A 22,731-nucleotide genomic window follows, 5' to 3' on the forward strand; every position below is an offset into this window, starting at 1 on the left:
ACTTGATCGAGAACTTCTTCGGCAAGCTCAAGGAGTTCAAGCGCATCGCCATGCGTGCCGATAAGACCGACATCAGCTTCAGCTCGGCTATCTACCTCGCCGCCGCCGTCATAAACTCTCGGTGAATCTCAACAGACCCTAGAGGACCTCGTGGAAGCCGATGACGACCCGGTCGGGCGTGCGCGCCGCCACGCCGACGAAGGTCGCGCGCTCCAGGTTCTTCAGCGACGGCTCGGCAGTCTCGAAGCGCGGGGCGGTGCGGAAGTGATAGCCGTCGTGGCGCACCAGCTCGCCGCGCGACATGCGGGCCAGGACCTCCCGGCTTGCCGCCCGCAGCCCTTCGTTCTGCACATAGACCAGCGCGCCCGATCGGGCGCGGATGGTCTAGCGCGCCACCACCTCGATGGTGCCGTCGGGCCGCACGATCTGCCAGTCGGCGCCGCCCGGCAGGATCTCGCCCTCGAGCATCGGCCCCGCAACCTCGCCGCCCAGGATGTCGATGATGCGCCGGTGCCTGCGCGCGATCTCGCCGAGGTCCTGGATCGGCCCGACCTTGGCCTTGATGGCGAAGGCGAAGCGCGTCCGGGGCGCGGTTGCGACGAAACGGTCGATCTCGTCGCTCATCTATCCCTCCTGGCCGCTGCGGTCGGTGCGCTGGACCACGCGCACCAAGAGCGCCGTCGACCAACCGAACATCAGCATGCCGGCCGCCGATTCGAGCGCGCCGACCATACGGTGGAGGGTCGGCAGCGTCAGGTCGCTGGCGCCGACCGTGGTGAAGTTCGCCAGCGAGAAATAGAGCGCCGTGCTGAAGCTGCGGAACTCGTCGAATTCGAAGCGATAGAGCACCGCCCACAGCGTGACCTGGATCATGTGTCCGGCCATCAGCACCAGCACGGCCACCACGCTGTGCGCCAGCATGTAGAAGGTCGGCGCCAGGGACCGCCGCGGATGCGGCAGGACCTCGAGCATGCGGCTGAGCGCAAGCTGGGCGAGGACCTGGATCATGCCGGTCGCGGCGAACAGGAGGGCGCCGCGCAGCAGGCGGATCGCAGTGTCGTTCATGGTCAGGCGGCTGCCTCCTTGCGCTCCTGGGGTTTTCCCAGCAGGTGGTCGGAGATGATGCGCTGCTGGATCTCCGACGTGCCCTCGAAGATCTTGGTCAGCCGCGCGTCGCGCCAGTAGCGCTCGACGGCGTGCAGGGTGGTATAGCCCGCGCCGCCGAAGATCTGCAGCGCCTCGGAGGTCACGCGCTCGGCCATCTCGGAAGCGTGGAACTTCACCATCGCCGCTTCCTTGTCGCAGCGGCGCTTGCCGTCGATCTCGTCGCACACGAAGTACATCAGCTGCCGCGACGCCTCGATCTCGGTCGCCATGCGCGCGAGCCGGAAGCGGGTGTTCTGGAACTCGCCGATCGCCTGGCCGAACTGGCGGCGCTCCTGGGCGTAGGCGGTCGCGTCCTCCAGCGCGCCGCGCGCCAGGCCGATCGCCCGCGCCGCAGTATGGGCGCGCGCCCGCTCCAGCCCGGCGGAGATGTAATAGAAGGCGCGGCCTTCCTCGCCGATCAGCGCCTCGGCGGGCAGGCGGCAATTGTCGAAGGCGAGCTCCCAGGTCTTCCAGCCGAAGTAACCGATCTTCGGGATGGGGGCGCCCTTCACGCCCGGCGGCAGGGTCCCGCGCGGCTTCTCGATCAGGAAGGAGGAGAGGCCGACATGCTTGCGCCTGGGATCCGGCGGATCGGAGGTGCGAGCGACCAGCATGATGTAATCGGCGCCGTCGGCGAAGGTGCACCAGTACTTGTTGCCGTTGATCACCCAGGAATCGCCGTCCTTGCGGGCGCGGCAGGAGATGTTGCCGAGATCGGAGCCGACGTCGGGCTCCGACATGGCGGCGGCGCCCAGGAACTCGCCACGGGCGGCGCGCGGCAGGAACACCGCGCGCTGGGCGTCGGTCATGCCGCGGCCGGCGCTGAGGCCGTTGCCGCGGGCGATGATGCTGGCGACGCTCATCCAGGCGCGCGCCAGCTCCTCGGTGATCAGGCAGTATTCGAAGACGCCGAGCCCCAGGCCGCCATACTGCTCGGGGATGACGATGCCGAAATAGCCCATGTCGGCCAGCTTCTGGATCAGCTCGCGCGGAATGTCGCCTTTCTCCGGATCGAGCTTGTTGGCGATCGGCAGCACCTCCTTCATGGCAAAGGCGCGCGCCGTCTCCTGGATCATCCGGCGCTCGTCGGTCATGTAGCCCATGGTCATTCCTTCGTCGTTGCCCCAGCATAGTAGCGATGAAGTGCGAGCTCGACACAGCGACGATCGACTACGAGGTGCACGGCGAGGGCCGGCCGATCCTGTTCCTGCACGGCTGGACGATGAACCGCCGGGTGGAGACCGCCGACTACGAGCCGATCTTCGCCGCGCGGCCGTGGCGGCGGCTCTATGCCGACCTGCCGGGCATGGGGCTCTCCGTCTCGAAGGGCGGCATTCGCACCCAGGACGACATGCTTGCTGCCGTGCTGGCCTTCATCGACCGCGTGCTTCCGGGCGAGCGCTTCGTGCTGGCGGGCACCTCGGGCGGCGGCTATCTCGCACGCGCGATCGCCGCCCGCCGGCGCGAGCAGGTGGCCGGCCTGCTGCTGCGCGTGCCGGCGATCATCGCCGACACCGCCAAGCGCACCCTGCCGTCCGGCGAGCCGCTGGTGCGCAACGAAAGCGCGATGGCGGCCCTCGATCCGGCGGAGCGGGCGGCGATGGGGACCCTGCTGGTCGAGGCGCCCGCCTACATCGAGCGGGCACGGCGCCGCTTCAAGACCTTGGTGCAACCGGCGATCGAGGGGACGGCGCCATGGGTACTCGAGATGCGCGCCGATCCCAAGCGCTACAGCTTTTCCTTCGACCTCGCCGCGGCGGAAAAGGGCTTCACTAAGCCGGCCCTGATCATCACCGCGCGGCAGGACACGACGGTCGGCTATCGCGATGCCTGGCAGATCCTGGAGAGCTATCCGCGTGCGACCTTCGTGGTGGTGGACCGTGCAACGCACGGCTGGCCGACCGAATCGACCGATCTGCTGGCCGCCCTCGTTGACGACTGGCTCGAACGCATCGAAAAGTCCGAGCAATCGATCTGACCCCTTTCCGGAGACCGTCATGCCCCTGTTGCGCCGCGCCGCGCTTGCCCTTGCCGCCCTGCTGCTGCCGTCGATCGGGCAGGCGCAGGACTGGCCGGCCAAGCCGATCAATCTCTACATGGGGTTTCCGGCGGGCTCGGGCGTCGACGTGGTGGCGCGTATGTTGCAGCCCTCGCTCGAGAAGTCGCTCGGCCAGCGCCTGGTGATCGACTACAAGCCCGGTGCCGGCGGCAACGTCGCCTCGGAGCTGGTCGCGCGCGCGCCGTCCGACGGCTACACCTTCCTGCTCGGCACGGCGGCGACGCACGGCGTCAACGCCGCGCTCTACAAGCGCCTGCCGTTCGACATCGAGACCGACTTCACGCCGATCTCGAGCCTGAACGACGTCTCCAACGTGCTGATGATTAATCCCAACGTGATCGACGCCAACTCGGTGCAGGACTTCATCGCCAAGGTGAAGGCGGCCCCCGGCAAGTACAACTACGCCTCGACCGGCAACGGCACCGGCACGCATCTCGCCTTTGCGGAATTCGTCTACAAGGCCAAGCTCGACATGGTGCACGTGCCCTACAAGGGCGGGCCGGAGGCGATCCAGGGCGTTCTGGCCGGCGACGTCTGCTGCATCTTCAACCAGGTGCAGACCGCGATCCCGCACTGGAAAGCGGGCAAGGTGCGGTTGCTCGGCGTCACGACCAGGAAGCGCGTGCCGGCGATCGCCGACGTGCCGACGATCGACGAGGCCGGCGTGCCCGGCTACGAGAGCTACACCTGGTTCGGCGTCTTCGCGCCCAAGGGCCTGCCGCAGCCGATCGCGCAGAAGATGAACGCCGCGCTGAAGGTCGCGCTCGAGGACCCCGAGATCCGGAAGAAGATGATCGAGCTCGGTAACACGCCGCGCTACGAGACGCTCGAGCAGTTCAAGGCGACGGTCCACGCCGACCGCCTGAAATGGGCCGAGGTGGTGAAGGCGGTGGGAGCGACGATCGACTGAGAAATTCCTCCCCATTTGAATGGGGAGGAATGCCTTCTCAGATCAGAAACACGCCCTTCCCGTCCGCTTGCTTGTCGAACAGCGTGTAGGCCTCGTCCGCCCGGTCGAGCGTCCATTGATGCGTGAACAGCTTGTCGACGTCGATGTTGCGCTCGATGCAGAATTGGGCGCACTCGGCCTGGATGACATTCGAGAAGGTCCAGGAGGCCATCAGCGTGAGCTGCCGGCGCAGCAGGTGCGGGCTGACCTCGATCGTCACGTCGCCGCCTTCGCCGACGAAGCACATCGTGCCCCAGACCTTGGTGCTGCGGATGGCGTTGAGACGCGCGTCCGGATGGCTGGAGGTGTCGAGCGTGAGGTCGGCGTAGCGGCCGTGCGTCAGCTCCTTGATCGCCGCGACCGGATCGTTCGAGCCGGGATCGACCACCTCGTCGGCGCCGAACTCCTTGGCGCGGGCCAGCCGCTGCGGGCTGATGTCCAACGCGATCACCCGCGCGCCCATCGCCTTGGCGAATTGCGTGCCGGCCAGCCCGACCGGTCCCTGGCCGAAGATCGCGATGGTGTCGCGGCCGGAGAGGTTCATGCGCCGCAGCGCGCCGTAGGCGGTGCCCGAGCCGCAGGAGATCGCGGCGCCGGCGGAGAAGCTCAGCGCCTCGGGCAGCGGCACCATCGTGTTGGCCGGCACCTTCAGGTAGCGCGCGTGTCCGCCGTGGGCGTTGCCGCCGTACACCTTGACCGGCACTTCCTGGCAGAGCTGCTGCCAGCCCGACCGGCAATGGCTGCATTGGGTGCAGCCCTGGTAATGATGAACCATCATGCGGTCACCGACCTTGGCTTCCGCGGCGGCCACGCCGGGGCCGACGGCGACGACCACGCCGCACGGCTCGTGCCCGGCGATGGTGCCCGTCGCCTGGCTTTTCGGCCGGCGGTACTGATGGAGGTCCGATCCGCACATGCCGGACGCCTTCATCTCCAGCACGACCTCACCCGGTCCCGGCGTCGGATCGGGAAAGGTCATGAGCTCGAGGGCCCGGTCGCCCGTGAACACGACTCCGCGCATGATGGTCTCCACCGCTTTCCGGCGCTAGCCTGCGCCGACAATCCAAAGGAGCGCAAGCCCATGACCACTGTCCGTACGCCGACCTATCAGGTGCTCGTCGAGGACATCAAGGCGCTGGGCGTCGAGCAGGTGTTCGGCCTGATGAGCGACGACACCGCGGTCTTCGCCACGGCGCTCGACAATGCCGGCATCCGCTTCTACGGCGCGCGGCACGAGAACAACGCCATCGCGATGGCCGAGGGCTATGCCTATCGCAGCGGCGGTCTCGGGGTGGCGGTGATCGGGCGCGGTCCGGCCACGGCGAACGGGATGCACGCCGCCACCTATGCCAGCCGCACCGGCTCGCGCGTGCTGATCATCTACGGCGAGGCGGCGGTGTCGACCGGCTCTGTCAACGGCATCGGACCGGACTACAAGGGCTTCAACGCCGCCGGCGTGCTCGGCGCTGCCGGCATCCGGACCTTCGTCGCGACCAGCCCGAATACCGCGCGCGGCGCTCTGGCGGACGCGGCCGCGGCGGCGCTGCAGGGCGGGGCCGCGGCGCTGCTGTTGCCCGTCAACGTCCAGCTTGCCGACATGGAGCTGGCCGACGGCGCGACGGCGCCTACCGCGAAGAAAGCACCGTCGGCGCCGGTCGCGCCGCAGCCGCAGGCGATCGACTCAGCCGTTGCCGTAGTGCGCCAGAGCCGCAAGCCCCTGATCGTCGCCGGCCTGGGCGCGCATCGCGCTGGCGCCAAGGCGGCGCTCGAGCAGCTTGCCGACCGGATCGGCGCGCTGCTGGTCACCTCCGCCCGCGGCAAGGACCTGTTCCGCGGCCATCCCTGCAATCTCGGGATCGTCGGCTCGTTCTCGCATTCCGCCGCCCGGCGGATGATCGCCGAGGCCGATTGCGTGCTGGCGTTCGGCGCCGGCCTCAACATGCTCACCATGAGCTTCGGCCATTCGCTGCCCAAGGTGCCGCTGGTCCAGGTCGACACCGACCGAAGCCACATCGGCCGCTGGCATCCGGCCGACGTCGCGGTGGTCGGCGATGCGCGCTTGGCGGCCGAGGCGCTCCTGGAGGCGCTCCCGGCCGGCTCCAACACCGAGCGGCCGTTCCGCTCCGAGGAGACGCTGCGCTTCCTCGCGAAATTCGACATCGCCCGCGACTTCCAGCCGGCCAACACGTCGCGCACGGTCGATCCGCGCTCGCTCGGCGTGGCGCTCGAGAAGCTGCTGCCGGCCAACCGCAACCTGGTCTACGACGCCGGAAACTTCCTCGGCATCGTGCCCTACCTGTCGGTGCCGGGGCCGGGCCACTTCAAGCTGACCAGCGATTTCGCCTCGATCGGCCTCGGCTTCGGCACGGCGCTGGGTGTGGCCAAGGCACGGCCGGCCGAGACCACGGTCCTGGTGATCGGCGACGGCGGCTTCCTGATGACGATGGGCGAGCTCGAGACGGTGGTGCGCGAGGACCTGCCGATGGTCGTCGTGCTGATGAACGATTGCGCCTATGGCGCGGAGCTGCACTTCCTCAAGATGCGCGACCTGCCGGTGGCGAAGTCGGTGTTTCCGGACGTCGACTATGCCCCGATCGCCGAGGCCTTCGGCTTCCAGGCCGCGACCATCCGCACGCTCGACGACCTGCAGAAGGTGGCGCCGCTACTGGCCAGGCCGGACGGGCCGCTCTTCCTCGACTGCAAGCTGAACGCCGCCGTCGCCGCGCCCTTCATGAGCGAGTTCCACGAATTCGAGACCCGGCAACACTAACGAAGCACTCCTCCCCATTCAGATGGGGAGGTGTCAGCGTCATACGCTGACGGAGGGGTCATAGGCCGCAGCGGCGGTGGCGCTCACAACCCCTCCGTCGCGGCTTACCGCGCCACCTCCCCATTTGAATGGGGAGGAGTTGTCCTATCCGCAGGTGAAGGTCGTGTAGTAGTTGATGCCGCGCATGCCGTCGATCGGCTGATTATAGGGCTTGCCCTTGCAGGTGCGCTCCATGACGCGTCGCGCCACCTCGCGCGCGCGATCGCCTTCGGTCTCGTACTCCGGGCCGATCACTATGGTCGCGCGGTTGATCTCCAGGCGCCATTCGTTGGGATTGCCGGTCGGCCGCAGACGCACCTCGAACTTGCGGCCCTCGACGGTGATCGGCTCGACCTGGGTGCCTTCCAGCGAGCCGACCTGGTAGCAGCCGGCGAGCAGCAACGCCGCGCCGGCGGCGGTGACGATCTTCTTCATGGGGTCGCGACTTTCTCCGCGTCGGGCAGTTTCCAGGTCTTGTCGAACAGCGGCTTCTGCGGCTGGTAGAGCCGGAACATCAGCTCGAACTTGCGCGCCGGATCGGTCGGCACCCAGTTGGCTTCCTTGCCGGCCGGCGCCTCGGGCCCGAAGAACACGTCGACCGAGCCGTCGGCGTTCTTCTGCACGCCGTTGCTGATCGAGGCGACGGACGCGCGCGCCATGTTGCGCACCAGCGCATGGGTCTCGCGATCGTAGACCGTGGCCGACCAGTACTGCTTGACCGGCGCGTTCGCCGGCACGGTCAGGCGATAGGTGCTGTTGCCGTCGAAGGCGTTGCCGTCCTTGTCCTTGTTGGCGATGAGATAGAACTGCGCGGTGCCGAGCCGCTTGATGCCGGTGAAGCCCAGCGTGTAGGTGACGCCGCGGAGGTCGACCGGATAGCTGTTGGGATCGGCGTAGCCGCTCTCGGCAGCCTTCGCGACCTCGGGTGTCGCCGCCGGGAACCAACGGATGCCGGGATTCATGATCGGGAAGCCCTCATCGTAGCGCTTCTCCAGCACGGCGCGCGCTTCGCGGGCGGCGGCGTTCAACGCCGCCTCGGCCGTGGCATCCGGCTGGTAGGGCTTGCCCTTCTCGATCCCCAGCGTGCGCAGCGGATCGATCATCGCCCGGTCGCGCTGCAGCCACGGCTCGGTCTGCACGACGCGGTCGAGGTTGCGGAAGAAGCTCGCGTCGAACTTGATGGTCGAATCGAACAGCACGTCGGAAGCATCGGCGAAATTGGCCGCTGGCGGGTTGGCGGCCTGCGCGAGCTTGTAGACCTTGATGCGCTTGCCGTAGGCGACCGACTTGGCGATGTCGGCATCGGCATGGCTGGCGAGGTTCGAGCGCAGCAGCGCGAAACCGGTGTAGGTGTCGGAGTGGAGTACGAAGTAACCCTGCGGCACCTGTCCCTTGTAGCCGGGCGGCAGGATCACGTACTTGCCGCCCTTGCCCTTGTCGGCGCCGTCGGGGCCGGCGTCTTCCAAAGGCATCTGCCAGGCATTGACGATGTTGCCCGCGATCGAGCCGCCGACCGCCGGTGGCACCTCGATCACGATCGGCCCGTCCTTCACGTTCCAGAAGCACATGAAGTAGATCGAATCGGGATTGGGCGTCAGCGTCTGGTTCTTCCGGTCGGCCGGCCGTGACCAGAGGACGATGTCGTTCTGCTTCGCCTTGGTCTTGGCGAGCATCTCCTGCAGCATCAGGTCGGCGTTGACCGCCGGCATGGCCCAGATCATCGCCTCGACGCCCCGCCGTTCGATGGCGCGGCGGGACAGATCGTCGGTCGAGGGCGCTTGCGCCTGGGCCGAGGTTGCAGCGACGGTGACTGCGATTGCCGTCAGGAGGGCGAGCTTCATGCCGCCGAGTTTAGGCGGTTCGTTAGGCGGTTGCATCCTCCCGGATCATCGCTGCGCCCTTCTCGCCGATCATGATCGTGGGCGCATTGGTGTTGCCGGTGGTGAGCGTCGGCATCACCGAGGCGTCGATCACCCGCAGGCCCTGGATGCCGCGCACGCGCAACCGCGAATCGACCACCGCGCGTGGATCCTCGCCCATCTTGCAGGTGCCGACCGGGTGATAGAGCGTGTTGCCGAACTTGCGGGCATAGGCCACGACCTCGTCGTCGTTGCGGATGTCCGGCCCGGGCGAGGTCTCGCCCAGGCTGTACGGCGCGAGCGCCGGCTGGCTGAAGATGCGCCGCACGTGGCGGGTGCCGCCCAGCAGCGCCAGCTCGTCGGTGCGGGTGGTGAAGTAGTTGGGCTTGATCGCCGGCCGCGCGAACGGGTCGGCCGACGTTGCCATCACGGTGCCGCGGCTGTCGGGCTTGACCACGCAGACCACGCAGCTCATCGCCGGCTGGTCGTCGAGCTGGCCGAACTTCAGCGTGTTGGTGCTGCCCGGCGTGAACAGGAGCTGCAGGTCGGGCGAGGCCAGGCCCTCGCGGCTGTCGCAGAACACCTGCGCGGTGGTGACGCCGAAGGTGAGCGCGCCATTGCCCATCAGGAAGAACTTCGGGATCTCCGGCAGGTAGCCCGGGAAGCGCGCCAGCTCATTCACCGTTCGCGTGCCCTGGATCCGATGCACCAGGCGGATCACGTAGTGGTCGATCAGGTTGGCGCCGACGCCGGGCGAATCGTGCAGCACGGCAATGCCCAGACTCTGCAGGTGCGCGGCCGGACCGATGCCGGAGATCTGCAGGATGTGCGGCGAGTTCACCGTGCCGCCCGACACGATCACCTCGCGGTTGGCGCGCACCGTCGTGGTGTCGCCGCCGCGGATGAATTCGACGCCTACGCAGCGCTTGCCCTCGAACAGCAGCTTGCCGGTCTGCGCCTCGGTCTCGACGCGCAGGTTCGGCCGCTTTCGCGCCTCGCGCAGGAAGGTCTGCGCCGTCGAGCCGCGCCAGCGGCCGCGCCGGGTCATCTGCGAATAGCCGACGCCGTAGCGCTGCTTGCCGTTGAGATCGGGATTGAACGGGAAGCCCGCCTCCTGCGCCGCCTTCACGAAGTGGTGGGTGAGCGGCAGGATGGTGCGGTAGTCCTCGACCTTGAGCGGGCCGTCCTGGCCGCGCACCTCGGGGTCGCCCTTCTGCGCGTAGGTCTCGGCCTTCCGGAAGTAGGGCAGCACGTCGTCGTAGCTCCAGCCGCGGCAGCCCATCTGCGCCCAGCCGTCGAAGTCGGCCGGCGCGCCGCGCACATAGAGCATGCCGTTGATCGACGAGGTGCCGCCCAGCGTGCGGCCGCGCGGCCAGTCGAGGCGCCGCTCGCCCGAGCTCTGCTCCGGCTCGGTCGTGTAGTTCCAGTTCACCAGAGGATTGCGCAGCAGCTTGCGCATCGCGGCCGGGATGTGGATCCAGGGGTACCAGTCGGTCGGCCCGGCCTCAAGCAGGATCACCGACGCGCCGGTCTCCGACAGCCGCGCCGCCACCGTGCAGCCCGCCGAACCTGCACCGACGACGACATAGTCCGCCTGCATTGGCGTTCCCCCTCCCAGCATGAGTCCTACAGCGTCCCCGACCTCTTCTCCCTCGGCACGTAGTAGTCCGTGGGCGCGAGCTCTGGATCCTCCTGATTGAACATGTTCTCGGCGTGCTGCGCCACGTCGGCCCTGAACAGGCTATGCGAAATTGCCTGCACCAACCGCGGCGAGCCGACGAACAGGCCGGGGATGTCGCCGGCCAGCGCGCCCTGGCTCAGGATGCTGCCCCAGTTGAACAGATGGATGTCGGAGAGCAGCGGCGTGCGGCCCGGCTCCTTCTCCATCAGCTCGAAGCCCGGCCCGAGATAAGGATAGAGCGCCGCTTCGCCATTGGCCTTCGCATCCTCGGGCGAGCGGGTGTCGCCCCAGATCTTGATGTTGCTTGCGAAGGCCGCGAACTCGGGCCGTCGACTCATGTCGACATCGAAGCCGGTGCCCATCAGCACGACGTCGAAGCGCTCGACCGATTTGGTCGTCTTCACCGTGACGCCGTCGCCATCGACGATCACGTCGAGCCACGGCTCCGAGAATCGGAAGGAGAAGCCCGGCAGCTTCTGCACCCGCAGCACCGATTCGTGCGGCGGCGGCGAGCCGGCCGACAGCATGTAGGTGTAGATCTTCCAGCGCCAGTCGTCGTCGAGCATGCCCTGGCCGCGCTGGAAGCCCGGGAACGATGCGCCCTTGGACTTGTTGACCTGCGGCAGGTGCGGCCGGCGGGCGTAGCAGATCGCCTCGCGGGCGCCGGCTTCGAGCGCCGTCGCGGTGTTGTCGATCGCTGTGGCGAGCACGCCCAGCACGCCGATGCGCTTGCCGACGAATTTGCCGAAGTCGATCTCTTCCAGCGTATGGAAGACCTTGCCCGCGCGCTTCGGGCTGTCGGGATCGAACGAGGGGAAGCGCGGCCATTTGAATCCGCCCGATCCGTCGCGGCCGTTTGCGAGCACGAGCTTGCGCACGTGGAGTTGCTCGCCCGTCGACAGCGTCGTCTTCAGGAACTTTCCGGCAGGCTCGACGCGCTCGAGCGCCACGCCGTTCTCGACCGGGAGGTCGACCACCTTGCGTACCCACAAGAGGTAATCCATCCAATCGAGGCGCTTCACCTTGTAGAGCGCCTCCCATCCAGCGCTGCCGTGCTGCGCCTCGTACCAGGCGCGGAAGGTGAGGGAGGGCACGCCGAGATCGGGCCCGGTCAGATGCTTGGGCGAGCGCAGGATCGGCATGCGCGCCGTGGTGTTCCACGGCCCTTCGCGGCGATAGAAGTTGCGCTCGATCACCCGGATGTTGCGGATGCCCTCGCGCAGCAAATTCCAGCCTGCGGTCTGGCCGCACATGCCGGCGCCCACGACCAGCACGTCGAGCACGCGCTTTCCGTCCGGGCCGAAGCGCTCGGGCACCCAGTTGGCGGGCGGATAATTGAGCCGGGCGAGATCGCGGCGCGCGATCCGCTCCGCAGCCTCCAGACCCGTTGCACCCTCGACAAGATCGGCCATGCCGTGCTTCTAGCAGGGCATAACCTCGGGAGAAAACGTCATGCGCGGCCGCCAGGTCCTGATGCAGACCCTCGTCAATCACGGCGTCGAGCGCATCTTCGGCAACCCCGGCACGACCGAGAGCCCATTGCTCGATTCGCTGCTCGATTACCCGAGCCTGCAGTATGTCGTGCACCTGCACGAAGGCGTCGCGGTCGGCGCCGCCAACTTCTACGCGCAGGCGAGCGGCAAGACGGCCTTCGTGAACCTGCACGTGGCGCCCGGTCTCGGCAACGCGATCGGCATGATCTACGGCGCGCTGAAGGAGAATTCGCCGATGGTCGTGACCGCGGGCCAGCAGGACACGCGCGCCCGCCTGCGCGATCCGGTGCTGGGCCACGACCTCGCGGCGATGGCGGCACCGGTCACCAAGTGGAGCGTGCAGGTCGAGACCGCCGACGAGCTCGGCCCGATCCTGCAGCGCGCCTTCAAGATCGCCAACGAAGCGCCGGCCGGTCCGGTCTTCGTTGCCCTGCCGATCAACGTGATGGAGCAGGAGACGGATATTCCCGCCGGCAAGCCCGCGACGATGTTCGACAGGAGCCGGCCCGATTCGGCGGGCATCGCCGCGCTGGTCAGGCATCTGCAGGCGGCGAACAGCCCGGTCATCGTCGCCGGCGACGACGTGGCGCGCGCCGACGCGGTCGGCCGGCTGGTGAGCATCGCCGAGAAGCTCGGCGCCGGCGTGTGGTTCGAGGGCCTGCGGGCGCGCAATTCCTTCCCGACCGATCATCCGTCCTATCGCGGCACGCTTGCGTTCGACGCGCCCGGCGTCGCCAAGCAGCTCGCCGGCACCGACGCCGTGCTGCTGCTCGGCGGGCCGTTCTTCGAGGAAGTCTGGTACGCGCCCGGCTCGCCCATCCCGGCGGGCTGCAAGGTGCTGCAGGTCGAGGCCGGCGCGCGGCGGCTCGCCTACAACTTCGCGGTCGATGCCGGCGTGCTGGCCGACATGGGCGCCGCGCTCGAGGCGCTGGACGCGGCACTGCCGAAGATCGCGGGGGCGGCCAAGCGCAACGACACGCTGACGGCGCAGAAGGATGCCGACGAGGCGGCGCAGAAGGCGCGCGTCGAGAAGGCGTGGTCGCGCACGCCGACCTCGATGGCGCGCTGCATGGCCGAGATCAAGGCGGGCGCGCCCAACGATGTCGTGGTGGTCGACGAGACCATCACCGCCAATCTCGATCTGTTCAAGACCTTCACCTTCAAGGGCGCAGGCGACTATTTCAGCGGCCGCGGCGGCGGCATCGGGCAGGGCGTCGCCGGCGCGCTCGGCGTGGCGGTCGCTGATCCCAAGCGGCCGATTCTTTGCGTATCAGGCGACGGCTCGTCGATGTACTCGATCCAGGCGCTGTGGACGGCGGCGCATCACGACCTGCCGATCGTGTTCGTGATCCTCGCCAACCGCGAATATCGCGTGCTGAAGCACAATATCGACGCCTATCGCGCGCGCTTCGACGTGAAGAGCAACAAGCCCTACGCCCACATGGACCTCACCGGTCCGGTGCTGGGCTTCGTCGACCTGGCGAAGGGCATGGGCATCGCCGGCACGCACATCACCAAGGCCGACGACATCCAGAAGGCGGTCGCAGCCGCCTTCGCGTCCGGCAAGCCTCACCTGATCGAGATCGAGATCGAAGGGAAGCGGTAGCGCGTTCATACGCGCTGGCGGGCGGCAGCGCCTTCTGAGGCGCGAGAGCCCGCACGGTGCAGAACAGATAAGAACGCGTCACTGGAGTGACGCGCCCCAGCAGAAGAAACTACTTCTGGAACGCCCGCACCTTGCTCTGGAGGGCCTTGGTCGCGGCGATCATCAGCGGCATGTCGTTGCCCGACAGGATCATCTTCATGCCCTTGCCGGTATAGAGCTTCAGCAGCTCGTCGCTGTAGGCGCCGCCCATGCCCGGCCACTTGCCGTGCTTCTTGCAGGCCGCCACGACCTTGTCGACGCTGTCCTGGATCTTCTGGTGGCCGCGGTCGCCCGGGATGCCGAGCTCCATCGACAGGTCGCTCGAGCCGACCAGCAGGCAGTCGATGCCCGGCACGGCGGCGATCGCCTCGGCGTTCTCGACCGCCTTGGGCGTCTCGATCATCACCGTGAGCAGCATCTGCTCGTCGATCGCCTTGGTCATCTCGCCGAGCGGCGGCGGGGCATAGTCGAACTGCGCGTCCGCGCCGCCGACCGAACGGTGCCCGCGCGGCGGGTAGCGCAGCTTGTCGGCGATCTCGCGCGCCTCCTCCGGCGTATCGACGTGCGGGATCACGATGCCCATCGCGCCGCCGTCGAGGACGCGGGTCGCCATGGTGAGCTGGCCGTAGGGCACCCGCACGATCGGCGCCACGCCGGAATCCTGGGCCGCGACCGAGAGCTCGCAGGCCGTCTCGATCGAGGTCGAGCCGTGCTCGCAGTCGATGAACATCCAGTCGAAGCCCGCCGCCTTCATGATCTTGATGATGTCGACGTTGCGCACCAGGCGGATGCCGCAGCCGATCGCCAGCTCGCCCTTCTTGAGCCGCGCCTTGGCTGAATTGATTGTCTGGGCCATGTCTCTCCCTCCGGGTTTGCGCTAGGCTAGCGACCATGACTTTCCATGTCGAACGGATCGACCACGTCGTCCTGCGGGTCCGCGACCTGCCCGGCATGGTGCGGTTCTACGAGCAGGCGCTGGGCTTCAAGGTCGAGCGCACCCTGGAGCGGCTGAGCCTCGTGCAGATGCGCGCCGGCGCGTCGATGCTTGACCTGGTGAAGGGCGAGCGGCCCGACGCAGGCGGCAACATGGATCACCTCTGTTTCCGCATCGAGCCGTTCGACCGTCCGACCATCGAAAGCAGGCTTTCGCCGCTCGGCATTACGGTGGGCGAAACCGTCGAACGCTATGGCGCGGAAGGGACCGGTTTGTCGGTCTATTTCCACGATCCCGAAGGCAATCAAATCGAGCTCAAAGGCCCTTCGGTCAAAGATCGGTCAAAGAAGCCCGCGTCGGCTTGACGCTAGGCCGTTGCAGATGATCTGCTAGCGTCGCAACAAGCAAGACAAATAGAATTAGCGTCCGCGTTCGTCGTCTGGGAGGAAAATAGCTATGCGTTTGCGTGAGGCGATTCTTGCCGCGTCGTCTGCTGCCTTGGTGTGGGCAGCGGTGCCGGCTTTCGCGCAAAAGGCCGGCGGCACGTTGCGCATCTCGCACCGCGACAATCCGCCGAGCGCCTCGATCCACGAGGAATCCACGATTTCGGTGAACCAGCCGTTCATGGCCGTGTTCAACAACCTCGTCTTCTTCGATCCCAGGGAGAAGGTGAACAGCCCCGACCACATCGTGCCGGAGCTGGCCGAGAGCTGGACCTACAACGCCGACAACACCCAGCTCACCTTCAAGCTGCGCCAGGGCGTGAAATGGCACGACGGCAAGCCGTTCACCTCGGCCGACGTCAAGTGCACCTGGGACTCGCTCGCCGGCCACGCGCCGGAGGACAAGGCGATCATCCGCAAGAACCCGCGCAAGCTCTGGTACTCCAACCTCAAAGAAGTGAAGACCAACGGTGACTTCGAGGTCACCTTCGTGCTCGGCCGGCCGCAGCCCTCGTTCCTGACGATGCTCGCCGGCGGCTACTCGCCGGTCTATGCCTGCCACGTGCCCGACCGCGCGATGCGGTCCAAGCCGATCGGCACCGGTCCGTTCAAGGTGGTCGACTTCAAGCGCAACGAATCGATCAAGCTGGTGAAGAACCCCGACTACTGGAAGAAGGACCGGCCTTACCTCGACGCCATCGATTGGAAGATCGTGCCGAACCGCAGCACGCGCATGCTCGGCTTCCAGTCGGGCGAGTTCGACATGACGTTCGATTCCGACGTCACCTTCCCGCTGCTCAAGGACGTCAAGGCCAACAAGGCCGACGCCGTCTGCGAGGCGCGGCCGACCAACGTCAGCTCCAATCTGCTGGTCAACCGCGACAGGGAGCCGTTCAACAACGCCGACATCCGCAAGGCGATGGTGCTGGCGCTCGACAACAAGGCGTTCCACGACATCCTGAGCCAGGGCAACGACCTCGAGGGTGCGGTGATGCTGCCGCCGCCGGCCGGCTTCTGGGGCATGCCCAAGGAGCAGCTGCCGAAGCTGCTCGGCCACTCGCCCGACCGCAAGAAGACCCTGGCCGAAGCCCAGGAGCTGATGAAGAAGGCGGGCTATGGCCCCGACAAGATGCTCAAGATCAAGGTCGCCACCCGCAACATCGCGATCTACCGCGACCCGGCGGTGATCCTGATCGACCAGCTCAAGCAGATCTACATCGACGGCGAGCTCGAGCCGATCGACACCACCGTCTGGTACACTAAGATCCAGCGCGGCGACTACCAGGTCGGCATGAACCTGACCGGCGTCGGCATCGACGATCCCGACGTGAACTTCTACGAGAACTACTACTCGACCTCGGACCGCAACTACACGCACTACAAGAACCCCGAGGTCGACAAGCTGATCGACCAGCAGTCGGCCGAGCAGGACCGCGAGAAGCGCAAGCAGCTGGTCTGGAAGATCGAGCAGATCCTGGCCGACGACGGCGCGCGGCCGATCATCGGCTACAACGTCGCGAACACCTGCTGGGACCCCAAGGTCAAGGGCATCCTGCTGCAGGTGAACAGCATCTACAACGGCTGGCGTTTCGAAGACGCCTGGCTGGACAAGTAGCGATGATGCCTCCTGTCATCCTGAGCGCAGCGAAGGATCTCGCGCCGGCATCGGAACCGGGGGTCGATCCGCCAGGTCCTTCGCTGCGCTCGCGACGACAGGGGTGGAGGTTCTGATGGGGTCCTATCTCGTCCGCCGCTTCCTGCTGATGGCCCTGACTCTGTTCGGGATGTCGGTGCTGATCTTCGTGATGCTGCGGCTGGTGCCGGGCAACATCGCCGACATCCTGGTCGACGCCTCGGGCGCGGACCCCAAGGAGAAGGCCAAGATCGCGCGCGAGCTCGGCATCGATCGGCCGATTGCCGAGCAGTACATAAGCTGGATCAGCGGCCTGTCGCGCGGCGACCTGGGCTATGCCTATGTCTCCGAGCGGCCGGCGCTGGAGGAGATCGCGCCGCGCATCCCGATCAGCGCCAAGCTCGCCGGCATGGCGATCTTCTTCTCCATCCTGTTCGGCGTGCCGTTCGGCGTGATCAGCGCGGTGCGGCAGAACACCGGGCTCGACTACTTCCTCAGGGTGCTCAGTCTCAGCGGGCTGTCGTTACCGAGCTTCTGGCTTGGCCTGCTGGTGCTGATGGCGGCGGTCCACTGGTTCGGCACCATCCCGATCTACGATTCCAATCCGCATGGCTTCCTGCAGGACGTCGCCATGCTCGGCCTGCCGGCGCTGGTGGTGGGTTTCCGAAGCTCGGCGCTTATCATGCGCTTGACGCGCTCGTCGATGCTCGAGGTGCTGCGCCAGGACTACGTCCGCACCGCGCGCTCCAAGGGCGCCACCAACAATTCGGTCAACTACAACCACGCCCTGCGCAACGCGCTGCTGCCGGTGGTGACGGTCATCGGCATCGAGGCGGCGTTCCTGGTCGGCGGCCTGATCGTCACCGAGACGGTGTTCAACATCCCGGGCGTCGCCCGCTTTCTCGTGGAAGCGATCCTGTGGCGCGACTATCCGATCGTGCAGAACCTGGTGATGCTGATCGCTTTCGTGGTGGTCATGGTCAACTTCCTGGTCGACATGGCCTACATGGCCCTCGATCCCCGCATCAAATTCGCGGACTGACGCCATGGTAGCCATCGACCATCAAGCCGAGCTCACCCGCGCCGGCGCCCATGTCACCGGATGGTGGAGCCGCATCCGGTTCTTCGCCCGCCGCTACCCGTTGGGCGCGGTCGGCGCCGTGATCGTGACGCTGTTCATCCTGACGGCGGCGTTCGCCGACATCATCGCGCCGGTCGACCCGACGGCGACCAACTCCAAGTTCTCGCTGGCGGCGCCCAGCCACCTGTTCTGGCTGGGCGCCGACTTCATGGGCCGCGACATGTACAGCCGCATCGTCCACGGCGCGCGCATCTCGCTCGCCGTCGGCGCCGGCGCCATGGGGCTGGGCGCGCTGATCGGCATCAGCGTCGGCCTGGCTAGCGGCTATCTCGGCGGCTGGTTCGACCTGATCGTGCAGCGCCTGCTCGACATCATGCAGGCCCTGCCGCTGCTGGTGATGGCGATCGTCATGGCGGCGTCGCTGGGGCCGTCGCTGCGCAACACCATCCTCGCCATCGCCATCCCGCTGGTGCCGACGGTGGCGCGCGTCGTGCGCTCCAACACGCTCAGCCTGCGCGAGCAGCCGTTCGTCGAGGCGGCCCGTGCCGTCGGCATGGGCGAGCTGCGCATTGCCGTGCGCCACGTCCTGCCCAATACGCTGGCGCCGCTGATCGTGCTCGCCACCGCCCAGCTCGGCTCGGCGATCCTGGTCGAGGCGTCGCTGTCCTTCCTCGGCCTCGGCATTCCCGAGCCGCATCCTTCGTGGGGTCGTATGTTGTCCGAATCTGCCGCCGAGTATGTGCGCACGGCGCCGTGGCTCGTGATCTTCCCCGGCGTCGCCATCAGCCTGACCGTGTTCGGCACCAACCTGCTGGGCGACGCGCTGCGCGACATCCTCGATCCGCGGCAGCGTTCATGACGGACCTGCTCGAAGTCGAGAATCTCGGCACCTGGTTCTACACGCGGCAAGGCATCGTCAAGGCGGTGGACGGCGTGAATTTCGGCGTCGCCTCGGGCGAGACGCTGGCGATCGTGGGCGAATCGGGCTGCGGCAAGAGCATGACCGCGCTCTCGCTGATGCGGCTGATCCCCGATCCGCCCGGCCGCATCGTCTCGGGCCAGATCAAGCTCGGCGGCAAGGACCTGCTCAAGCTCTCTGAGGAGGAGATGCGCAAGGTCCGCGGCAACGACATCTCGATGATCTTCCAGGAGCCGATGACCAGCCTCAACCCGGTCATGACCATCGGCAAGCAGATCAGCGAGGCGCTGATCCTGCATCGAGACCTCGACAAGAAGGCCGCGTACAAGCGCGCCGTCGAGATGCTCGACCTGGTGAAGATCCCCGAGCCCAAGCAGCGGGCCAAGGAATATCCGCACCAGCTCTCGGGCGGCATGCGCCAGCGCGCCATGATCGCCATGGCGCTGGCCTGCAACCCGAAGGTCCTGATCGCCGACGAGCCGACCACCGCGCTCGACGTCACCATCCAGGCGCAGATCCTGGAACTGATCGTCGAGCTGCAGCGCGAGTTCGGCGCCGCCGTGATCCTGATCACCCACGATCTCGGCGTCGTCGCCGAGACGGCGCGCCGGGTGATCGTGATGTATGCCGGCCGCAAGGTCGAGGAGGCGGCGGTCGGCGAGCTGTTCGCCGACCCGATGCATCCCTACACGCGCGGCCTGCTCAACTCGATCCCGCGGCTCGACCTGCTGCGCGGCGAGGAGGCGGCAGACAACGGCCGCCTGGCGGAGATCCCGGGCATCGTGCCGCCCCTGTTCGCGCTGCCCGAGGGCTGCGCCTTCGCGCCGCGCTGCCCGCGCGCCGACGACAAGTGCCGCAGCGAGCGGCCGACCTACGACCAGAAGAAGCCCGGCCACTGGGCCGCGTGCTGGCATCCCCATGGCTAAATCGAACCAGCCCGTCCTCGAGGTCACCGACCTCAAGAAGCACTTTCCGGTGCGCAAAGGCCTGCTGCGCCGGACCGTGGGCTACGTCTACGCCGTCGATGGCATCAGCTTCACCATCAACGAGGGCGAGACGCTCGGGCTGGTGGGCGAATCGGGCTGCGGCAAGACGACGGCCGGGCGCGCCGTGCTGCGCCTGATCGAGCCGACCGGCGGCACCGTCAAGGTGATGGGCCAGGACATCGCGCCGCTCAGCAAGAAGGAGCTGCGGCCGTTCCGGAAGCAGATGCAGATCGTCTTCCAGGACCCGTTCTCGTCGCTCAACCCGCGCATGACTGCCGGCGACATCGTCGGCGAGCCGCTCTACGTCCACGGCGTCTCTTCGGGCAAGGAGCGGCAGGAGCAGGTGGCGGCCCTGTTCGAGCGGGTCGGGCTGCGTCCGGCGCAGATGGTCAACTTCCCGCACCAGTTCTCGGGCGGCCAGCGCCAGCGCATCGGCATCGCCCGGGCGCTGGCGCTCGGACCGAAGCTGATCGTCGGCGACGAGCCGGTGTCGGCGCTCGACGTCTCGATCCAGGCGCAGGTGATCAACCTGCTGCAGGACCTGCAGCGCGAGCGCCAGCTCAGCTACCTGTTCATCAGCCACAATCTCGCGGTGGTCGAGCACATCAGCCATCGCATCGCGGTGATGTATCTCGGCCGAATCGTCGAGCACGCCGACACAAGGTCGATCTTCAAGAACCCGCAGCATCCCTATACCGAGGCGCTGCTGTCGGCCGTGCCGGTGCCCGACCCGGCGATCAAGCGCCAGAAGCGGGTGCTGCAGGGCGACGTGCCGAGCCCGGTCAACCCGCCCTCGGGCTGCCACTTCCACACCCGCTGCCCGTATGCCGTGGCCCGCTGCAAGGTCGAATCGCCCTTGCTGCGCGAAATTGCGCCGGGGCATCACGTTTCCTGCCACTTGCGCTAAGCTGTCTCCCGCACAGGGAGGCAGTGAAATGGCCGATTGGGACTACATCATCGTGGGCGGCGGCTCGGCGGGCTGCGTGCTGGCCAACCGGCTGAGCGAGGATCCGTCCGTCAAGGTGCTGCTGCTCGAGGCGGGGCCGCGCGACAAGTCGATGTGGATCGACATCCCGGCCGGCTTCACCAAGCTGCTCAACCACGACAAGTTCAACTGGAACTTCGAGATGGAGGCGGAGGACGGCATGGCCGGCCGCCGCATCCCGTGCCCGCGCGGCCGCACCCTCGGCGGCTCGTCGTCGATCAACGGCATGCTCTATGTCCGCGGCCAGCCGCTCGACTACGACACCTGGGGGCAGCTCGGCAATCGCGGCTGGTCCTACGAGAGCATCCTGCCGTACTTCAGGAAGTCGGAGCACTTCGAGGGCGAGGCCGACGCGAGCCGCGGCAAGGGTGGCCTGCTGAACGTCGCCCACATGCGCGACACCCATCCCCTGTGCGACGCCTTCATCGACGCCGCCGCCGCCAGCGGCTTCCCGAAGAACAAGGATTACAACAACGGCAACCAGGAAGGCTTCGGCTACTACCAGGTGACGATGAAGGACGGCAAGCGCTGGTCGACGGCGCGCGCCTTCCTCGATCCGGCGCGCAGCCGCTCCAATCTCGGCATCGAGACCGATGCGCTGGTCTCCAACGTCATCCTCGACGGCAAGCGCTGCGTCGGCGTCGCCTACACGGTGCATGGCCGGAAGCGCGAGGCGCGCTGCGGCCGCGAGGTCATCGTGTCGTGCGGCTCGGTGCAGTCGCCGGGCGTGCTGGAGCATTCCGGCATCGGCCAGCCCGAGCTGCTGAAGCGCCACGGCATCGAGGTGAAGCACGCGCTGAAGGGCGTCGGCGAGAACTACGGCGACCACTTCGCGCCGCGCATGAACTGGCGCTGCAAGGCCGACATCTCGACCCTGAACCAGGAGACGCGCGGCCTGAACCTCGTCAAGGAGGTGCTGAAGTACTACACCGCCGGTCGCGGCGCGCTCAGCCTGACCGCCGGCGTGGTCTACGGCTTCGTGCGGACGCGGCCCGGCCTCGAATCGCCGGACATGCAGTTCCACATGGCGCATGCCAGCTACGATTCGGCGCAGAAGCGCATGCTGGAGAAGGATCCCGGCATGACGGTGGTGATCGGCCAGTGCCGGCCCGACTCCCGCGGCTCGATCCACATCAAGTCGGCGACGCCGGGCAGCGAGCCCGCGATCCGGCCGAACTTCCTGTCGGCGCAGACCGATCGCGACGCCACCGTCGCGGGCATGCAGATCGCCCGCAAGATCGTCTCGCATCCGTCGCTGTCGAAGTACGTCGCCTTCGAGAACAATCCCGGCGACAAGGTGCAGAGCTACGACGAATGGCTCGACTTCGCCCGCCGCACTGGCCAGACGACCTACCACGTCGTCGGCACCTGCAAGATGGGCAGTGACCCGATGGCGGTGGTCGACGACCGGCTGCGCGTGCACGGCATCGCCGGGCTGCGCGTGATCGACGCCTCGATCATGCCGACCGTGCCGTCGGGCAACACCAACGCCCCGACCATCATGGTGGCCGAGAAGGGCGCCGACCTGATCAAGGAAGACGCCAAGACCGGGGTGAAGCTCGCAGCATAGCAACAGCAGGAGGAAGCCGATGAACGCCGACGCCAAGAAAGCCGTTCTGCGGATGATTCCCTACGGCATCTACGTGCTCACCGCCGACGACGGCAAAGGCAACGTCGCCGCCGCCACGGTGAACTGGGTCACCCAGACCGCCTTCGCGCCGCCCCTGGTGGTGGTCGGCGTGAAGACCGATTCGGGCGCCTACCAGGCGGTGAAGTCGGCCAAGGCCTTCGCCCTCAACATGCTGGGCAAGGAGGGCAAGGGGCTTGCCTTCACCTTCTTCAAGCCGGCCACCGTGGCGGACGGCAAGATCAGCGGCCAGGCATACGCCAAGGGCACGACCGGCGCGCCGCTGCTCGAAGCCGCGGCCGGCGCCGTCGAGTGCAAGGTCACGACCATCGTCGAGCAGGGCGACCACCACATCGTGGTCGGCGAGGTGGTCGAGGCGCACCTGCCCAAGCCCTTTACGGGCCGCCCCGACGCCGCGATCCTCGAGATGAAGGAACTCGGCGACAACGTCTTCTACGGTGGCTAGAGCCCGGATCGCCCGC

Annotated in this window: 20 protein-coding genes and 2 pseudogenes; 13 read left to right on the plus strand and 9 right to left on the minus strand. The window is 67.3% G+C overall.

Annotated features, from left to right (window positions below; all coding sequences use genetic code 11):
- Positions 1-125 (plus strand): annotated as a pseudogene (locus J0J01_RS20795) (transposase); the annotation flags it as partial.
- 13 nt (positions 126-138) lie between these two features.
- Here the strand turns inward: J0J01_RS20795 and J0J01_RS20800 are convergent.
- The 3 genes and pseudogenes from J0J01_RS20800 to J0J01_RS20810 all read right to left on the minus strand — a co-directional run bounded on the left by J0J01_RS20800 (position 139) and on the right by J0J01_RS20810 (position 2,249).
- Positions 139-624: pseudogene (locus J0J01_RS20800) on the minus strand (DUF3237 domain-containing protein).
- Entirely contained in the window at positions 625-1,065 is a 441-nt protein-coding gene (locus J0J01_RS20805) for an ion channel (protein WP_296384133.1), read from the minus strand.
- A gap of 2 nt (positions 1,066-1,067) precedes the next feature.
- Positions 1,068-2,249, minus strand: coding sequence for an acyl-CoA dehydrogenase family protein (locus tag J0J01_RS20810; RefSeq protein WP_296384135.1), 1,182 nt, complete (start codon positions 2,247-2,249; stop codon positions 1,068-1,070).
- A gap of 35 nt (positions 2,250-2,284) precedes the next feature.
- On the opposite strand from J0J01_RS20810, the gene J0J01_RS20815 reads away from it, so the two are divergent.
- Both J0J01_RS20815 and J0J01_RS20820 read left to right on the plus strand, forming a co-directional pair.
- The gene (locus J0J01_RS20815; RefSeq protein ID WP_296384137.1) at positions 2,285-3,124 is read left to right on the plus strand and encodes an alpha/beta hydrolase; all 840 of its coding nucleotides are present in this window, start codon (positions 2,285-2,287) and stop codon (positions 3,122-3,124) included.
- Between the two features lie 19 nt (positions 3,125-3,143).
- On the plus strand, positions 3,144-4,115 hold the full coding sequence (locus J0J01_RS20820; RefSeq protein WP_296384139.1) for a tripartite tricarboxylate transporter substrate binding protein: 972 nt from the start codon (positions 3,144-3,146) through the stop codon (positions 4,113-4,115).
- Between the two features lie 37 nt (positions 4,116-4,152).
- Here the strand turns inward: J0J01_RS20820 and J0J01_RS20825 are convergent, their stop codons facing one another.
- On the minus strand, positions 4,153-5,175 hold the full coding sequence (locus tag J0J01_RS20825) for a zinc-binding dehydrogenase (protein ID WP_296384141.1): 1,023 nt from the start codon (positions 5,173-5,175) through the stop codon (positions 4,153-4,155).
- Between the two features lie 60 nt (positions 5,176-5,235).
- On the opposite strand from J0J01_RS20825, the gene J0J01_RS20830 reads away from it, so the two are divergent.
- Entirely contained in the window at positions 5,236-6,924 is a 1,689-nt protein-coding gene (locus J0J01_RS20830) for a thiamine pyrophosphate-dependent enzyme (RefSeq protein WP_296384143.1), read from the plus strand.
- A 144-nt stretch (positions 6,925-7,068) separates the two neighbouring features.
- Here J0J01_RS20830 and J0J01_RS20835 read toward each other — a convergent pair whose 3' ends face one another.
- From J0J01_RS20835 to J0J01_RS20850, 4 genes are read right to left on the minus strand one after another with little or no spacing between them, the layout of a single operon-like run.
- Positions 7,069-7,398, minus strand: a complete 330-nt coding sequence (locus J0J01_RS20835) for a lipoprotein (RefSeq protein ID WP_296384145.1) — start codon at positions 7,396-7,398, stop codon at positions 7,069-7,071.
- On the minus strand, positions 7,395-8,804 hold the full coding sequence (locus J0J01_RS20840; protein ID WP_296384146.1) for a DUF1254 domain-containing protein: 1,410 nt from the start codon (positions 8,802-8,804) through the stop codon (positions 7,395-7,397). The genes J0J01_RS20835 and J0J01_RS20840 overlap by 4 nt, the downstream gene beginning before the upstream one ends.
- A 22-nt stretch (positions 8,805-8,826) precedes the next feature.
- Positions 8,827-10,422 carry a GMC family oxidoreductase N-terminal domain-containing protein gene (locus J0J01_RS20845; RefSeq protein ID WP_296384148.1) on the minus strand — a complete coding sequence of 532 codons (1,596 nt, stop codon included), beginning with the start codon at positions 10,420-10,422 and terminating at the stop codon, positions 8,827-8,829.
- Positions 10,423-10,448: 26 nt separating this feature from the next.
- Entirely contained in the window at positions 10,449-11,915 is a 1,467-nt protein-coding gene (locus tag J0J01_RS20850; protein ID WP_296384150.1) for an NAD(P)/FAD-dependent oxidoreductase, read from the minus strand.
- A gap of 40 nt (positions 11,916-11,955) precedes the next feature.
- On the opposite strand from J0J01_RS20850, the gene J0J01_RS20855 reads away from it, so the two are divergent.
- Positions 11,956-13,602: a thiamine pyrophosphate-binding protein gene (locus J0J01_RS20855; protein WP_296384152.1), complete on the plus strand. Its 1,647-nt coding sequence runs from the start codon at positions 11,956-11,958 to the stop codon at positions 13,600-13,602.
- A gap of 109 nt (positions 13,603-13,711) precedes the next feature.
- Here J0J01_RS20855 and J0J01_RS20860 read toward each other — a convergent pair whose 3' ends face one another.
- The gene (locus J0J01_RS20860) at positions 13,712-14,497 is read right to left on the minus strand and encodes an aldolase/citrate lyase family protein (protein WP_296384156.1); all 786 of its coding nucleotides are present in this window, start codon (positions 14,495-14,497) and stop codon (positions 13,712-13,714) included.
- Between the two features lie 35 nt (positions 14,498-14,532).
- Between J0J01_RS20860 and J0J01_RS20865 the strand changes: the two genes are divergently transcribed.
- The 8 genes from J0J01_RS20865 to J0J01_RS20900 all read left to right on the plus strand — a co-directional run bounded on the left by J0J01_RS20865 (position 14,533) and on the right by J0J01_RS20900 (position 22,715).
- On the plus strand, positions 14,533-14,940 hold the full coding sequence (locus J0J01_RS20865; protein ID WP_296384158.1) for a VOC family protein: 408 nt from the start codon (positions 14,533-14,535) through the stop codon (positions 14,938-14,940).
- A 91-nt stretch (positions 14,941-15,031) separates the two neighbouring features.
- A complete protein-coding gene (locus tag J0J01_RS20870) occupies positions 15,032-16,633 on the plus strand; it encodes an ABC transporter substrate-binding protein (RefSeq protein WP_296384160.1) in 1,602 nt (533 codons plus the stop codon).
- Between the two features lie 115 nt (positions 16,634-16,748).
- Positions 16,749-17,693 (plus strand): ABC transporter permease, encoded by a 945-nt coding sequence (locus tag J0J01_RS20875; protein WP_296384162.1) that lies wholly within the window; start codon positions 16,749-16,751, stop codon positions 17,691-17,693.
- Positions 17,694-17,697: 4 nt separating this feature from the next.
- A complete protein-coding gene (locus J0J01_RS20880; RefSeq protein ID WP_296384164.1) occupies positions 17,698-18,591 on the plus strand; it encodes an ABC transporter permease in 894 nt (297 codons plus the stop codon).
- Positions 18,588-19,577, plus strand: a complete 990-nt coding sequence (locus J0J01_RS20885; RefSeq protein ID WP_296384166.1) for an ABC transporter ATP-binding protein — start codon at positions 18,588-18,590, stop codon at positions 19,575-19,577. The genes J0J01_RS20880 and J0J01_RS20885 overlap by 4 nt, the downstream gene beginning before the upstream one ends.
- A complete protein-coding gene (locus tag J0J01_RS20890) occupies positions 19,570-20,544 on the plus strand; it encodes a dipeptide ABC transporter ATP-binding protein (protein WP_296384168.1) in 975 nt (324 codons plus the stop codon). Before J0J01_RS20885 ends, J0J01_RS20890 begins: the two co-directional genes overlap by 8 nt.
- A gap of 28 nt (positions 20,545-20,572) precedes the next feature.
- Positions 20,573-22,192: a GMC family oxidoreductase N-terminal domain-containing protein gene (locus J0J01_RS20895; RefSeq protein ID WP_296384171.1), complete on the plus strand. Its 1,620-nt coding sequence runs from the start codon at positions 20,573-20,575 to the stop codon at positions 22,190-22,192.
- 19 nt (positions 22,193-22,211) lie between these two features.
- Positions 22,212-22,715 carry a flavin reductase family protein gene (locus J0J01_RS20900; RefSeq protein ID WP_296384173.1) on the plus strand — a complete coding sequence of 168 codons (504 nt, stop codon included), beginning with the start codon at positions 22,212-22,214 and terminating at the stop codon, positions 22,713-22,715.
- The last annotated feature ends 16 nt before the right edge of the window (positions 22,716-22,731 follow it).

It is taken from the genome of Reyranella sp. (genome assembly GCF_017305915.1).
Lineage (GTDB): Bacteria > Pseudomonadota > Alphaproteobacteria > Reyranellales > Reyranellaceae > Reyranella.